General features: G+C 71.4%; 4 protein-coding genes and 1 pseudogene. 4 read left to right on the forward strand and 1 reads right to left on the reverse strand.

Going from position 1 to position 3,767, the window contains the following annotated elements; genetic code table 11:
- From G6017_RS10215 to G6017_RS17430, 4 genes and pseudogenes are all read left to right on the forward strand, one after another.
- Positions 1-1,135 (forward strand): lipase family protein (locus G6017_RS10215; RefSeq protein WP_182617228.1); only part of this gene is annotated, 1,135 nt, incomplete at its 5' end.
- A gap of 39 nt (positions 1,136-1,174) precedes the next feature.
- Positions 1,175-1,477 (forward strand): metalloregulator ArsR/SmtB family transcription factor, encoded by a 303-nt coding sequence (locus tag G6017_RS10220; protein WP_182617231.1) that lies wholly within the window; start codon positions 1,175-1,177, stop codon positions 1,475-1,477.
- A 3-nt stretch (positions 1,478-1,480) separates the two neighbouring features.
- Positions 1,481-1,942: pseudogene (locus tag G6017_RS17425) on the forward strand (SRPBCC family protein); the annotation flags it as partial.
- 57 nt (positions 1,943-1,999) lie between these two features.
- Positions 2,000-2,677 carry a dihydrofolate reductase family protein gene (locus tag G6017_RS17430; RefSeq protein WP_182617232.1) on the forward strand — a complete coding sequence of 226 codons (678 nt, stop codon included), beginning with the start codon at positions 2,000-2,002 and terminating at the stop codon, positions 2,675-2,677.
- Here the strand turns inward: G6017_RS17430 and G6017_RS10235 are convergent.
- A complete protein-coding gene (locus G6017_RS10235; RefSeq protein WP_241731466.1) occupies positions 2,616-3,593 on the reverse strand; it encodes a pseudouridine synthase in 978 nt (325 codons plus the stop codon). The genes G6017_RS17430 and G6017_RS10235 overlap by 62 nt on opposite strands.
- Positions 3,594-3,767: the final 174 nt, after the last annotated feature.

The raw sequence follows: 3,767 nt of genomic DNA on the forward strand, positions 1-3,767 counted from the left end.
CAGCGCCCTGCTGCTGCGCGGTGACGACCGCCCGGCGCCCGATGACTTCTACACCTCCACCGAACCGCTGCCCGCCGAGCCCGGTGTGCTGCTGCGGGCCGAGACGCTCGGCGTCGGGGTCCCCGCCGGTGCCGACGCCTGGCGCATCCTCTACACCAGCACAGCGCCGGACGACACCGTGGTGGCCGTCAGCGGCACGGTCATCGCGCCGACCGACCGGGGCACGTACGCGCTCCCGCTGCTCAGTGTGGCGCACGGGACCACCGGGATCGTCCCGCGCTGCGCGCCGTCCCTCAGCCCCACCCCGTTCTCCGACGGTGCGGGCGCCGCGCTCACGGAGATGGTGACCGAGCACGGGTGGGCGGGGGTGATCTCGGACTACGTGGGTCTGGGCACCCCGGGGATGCACCCGTACCTGGTGGGACAGGTGGAGGCGCGCAACGTCCTCGACGCCTCCCGTGCGGCACAGCAGCTCGACGGGGTGACCCTGAGCAGCGACACCGTTGTCTGGGGGCACTCGCAGGGCGGGCACGGTGCGCTGTGGACCGGTCAAATCGCCCAGGACTACGCTCCCGAGCTGACCCTGCTGGGCATCGCCGGGATGGCTCCCGCCACGGACCTCTACACGCTCGCCGAGCTGAGCAAGGACGAGGTGGGGGGCAAGACGGTCTCCGCCTACATCGCGCAGTCGTGGAACGAGGTCTACCCGGAGCTGGATCTGGCCGGGCACCTCAACCCGGGCACCGCGCACGGCGTGGAGAGGATCGGCGACCTGTGCTTCAACGAGAAGGACGCGATCGCCGCCCTCGTGCGGGGCACCCAGATCCCTGAGCAGGTGTTCCCCGACGCGGTCCTCGACGGCGACCTGGGGGCGACGTTGAAGGAGAACTCGCCGACCGGGCCGTGGCCCGCGCCGGTGCTGATCGCCCAGGGGCTGGCCGACCCGTTGGTCAAGCCGGCGATGCAGCAGGACTGGGTGGACGCCCGGTGCGCGGACGGCGAGCCGCTCGACTACCGGACCTACCCCGGCCGCGATCACAACGGGTTGGTCGCTGCGGACTCTCCACTGACCCCGCAACTCGTGAGCTGGACCCTCGATCGCTGGAACCGGGCGGCGCCCACACCCACCTGCTGAGCGGGCGAACGAGGGGGAACGCGCACAGGTCGGAACGCGATCGCCGAACCCCAGCGCAGGGAGATCCTGGTCCTGCTGCGGGAGGGCGAGCGGCCGGCGACCGAGGTCGCGCTCGAACTGGGGATCACCCAGCCCGGTGCCTCCAAGCACCTGCGGGTGCTCCGCGAGGTCGGCCTGGTGAGCGACCGACGTGAGGGCAGGCAGCGCATCTACCACCTCGACCCCGACGGGCTCCGGCCCGTCCACGAGTGGGTCGGCGGGTTCGAGCGGTTCTGGAACGAGAGCTTCGACAGGTTGGACGACTACGTCCGCGGGATGGCGCGGGCCGAGGAGGAGGAGTAGGCCATGGGGGAGAACAGGCGAGGTGAGTCGACCGGGTCGGCGACCGCGGACCGCGAGATCGCCATCACGAGGTACATCGATGCGCCGCGCGAGTTGGTGTTCCGCGCGTTCACCGAGGTGCAGCACCTGGCGCGGTGGTGGGGACCGGCGGGATTCACCACCACCACCCGGTCCTTCGAGTTCCGCGAGGGCGGTGTGTGGGACTTCGTCATGCACGGCCCGGACGGAACCGACTTCCAGGAGTGGATCACCTGGCGCGAGATCGTCCCCCCGGAGCGGATCTCGCTACTCCACGGAGAGTCCGCGCAGGACCCGGAGGCGTTCGAGTCGGTCCTGGACTTCGTGCCCGACGGCGGGGGGACCCGTGTCGTGTTCCGCACGGTGTTCCCCACGAGGGAGCTCCGAGATCGCGCGGCGCAGGAGTACCACGCCGTCGAGGGCGGCGAGCAGACCCTGGCCAACCTGGCGGCCCATGTCGCCGAGCTCGCCGCCGCAGAAGAGGATGCGGGAGTCCGGAGGCAACTGGTCCGGGTCCACAACTTCTCCGTCTCGCTGGACGGGTTCGGAACGGGTGAGGGACAGTCCCTCGAGGCGCCCTTCGGTCACGCGGGGACCCGACTGATGGAGTGGGCGCTGCCCACACGGACCTTCCAGGACATGGGATTCCACGGGGACCAGCAGGCCTCGGTCGGGGTCGACGAGGCGTTCGCGAGCCGGTGGAACACCGGTGTCGGCGCGGAGATCATGGGCCGCAACAAGTTCTCGCCCACCCGCGGCCCCTGGGCGGACGAGTCGTGGCGTGGCTGGTGGGGGGACACCCCGCCCTTCCACACCCCGGTGGTGGTCCTGACCCATCACCCGCGGCCGACGCTGGAACTGGACGGCGGCACCACGTTCCACTTCATGGACGCCGACCCCGCCGCGGCGCTCGACGCCGCGCGCGAGCTGGCCGGTGGACTGGACGTGCGCATCGGCGGGGGAGCGAGCACGATCCGTCAATTCCTCCGGGCGGACCTCATCGACCGGATGCACATCGTCGTGGTGCCCGTCCTCCTGGGCAGAGGGGAGAGGCTGTGGGACGGGGTGGAGGGGCTCGAGGAGCGCTTCCACATCGAGTCGACCAGCTCACCCAGCGGGGTCATCCACCTGAGTTTCTGGCGTCGCCGAACACCGGGGCCTCGGACAACCTCCGGCGCGTGACGAACCGCCGGGGCTCACCCGAGAGCGGGTCGATGAACGCGAGCTCCCTGGCGAGCAGCTGCATCGGGAGGGAGTGGTCATCCGGGATCTCCGGTAGCAGGTCGGGGTACCGGCGATCCCCCAGGATCGCGATCCCCAGGGCCGCCAGGTGCACCCGCAGCTGGTGCAACCGGCCGGTCCGGGGGCGCAGGATCGTGTGCAGCACCGGGTGCCCGGCCGCGCTCCTGCCGGCACCGAGGACGTCGACGAGGGTCTCGGTGTTCGGCGGGAGGTCGGGGCGGACGGCGACCCGTCGGTGGCCTCGCAGCCTCTCGAGGTGGTCGCGGTGGACGAGGGGGACCGGGCGTCCGGAGATCTCCGGCGTGCTCGGATCCCAGCCCGGCGGCCGCGTCGAGATCGCCTCGTAGACCTTGGCGACCTCTCGTCGTTCGAACAGGGTCTGGTAGGCGCCCCGTGTGGACGGGCGTGCCGAGAACATCACCAGCCCGGCGGTGGCGCGGTCCAGACGGTGGACCGGGGTGAGGTCGGGATTGTCGAGACGGACGCGGAGACGGACGAGCGCGGACTCGCGCAGGAACCCGCCCGTCGGGGTGGTGGGGAGGAAGTGGGGTTTGTCGATCACGACCAGATCGTCGCTGACGTGCACGATCTCCTCGCGGACGGGGAGCGGGTCCTCCGCCGGCACCTCGCGGTGATACCAGATGAACTCGTGTGAACCGAGGGCCGCCGTGGGGCCGACCGGGCGGGCGTCGGCGCCCACGAAATCGCCGGCGGCGAAGCGGCGGTGCAGATCGGCAGGGTCGAGGTGATCGAACCGCTCGACCACGTACTCGGCGATCGACGCCCACGGCCCGGCCGTCGGCACGCGGAGCCGCGTCGGTCCGACCCCGTCCCTCACGGGCAGGGGCGAGGGCATCGGCACGACCGCCATCCTCCCCAATAGACTGGGGATCCACCACCCGATCCGGATTCGAGGACCGCACGATGGCACCGCACGACCCCGGCCCCGCCCCGGCCGCGCGGCCCGAGCCCTCGTTCCTCATCGGACCGGTCACCGAACCGGACATCCACGTGATGAGCTGGAACGTCC

The organism is Dietzia sp. B44 (genome assembly GCF_014145245.1).
In the GTDB taxonomy this organism is placed as follows: domain Bacteria; phylum Actinomycetota; class Actinomycetes; order Mycobacteriales; family Mycobacteriaceae; genus Dietzia; species Dietzia natronolimnaea.

What these genes read in the sequence shown, in the direction of transcription:
- G6017_RS10235 (WP_241731466.1), bottom strand. Translation starts at nt 3,593, where the DNA reads ATGCCCTCGCCCCTGCCCGTGAGGGACGGGGTCGGACCGACGCGGCTC.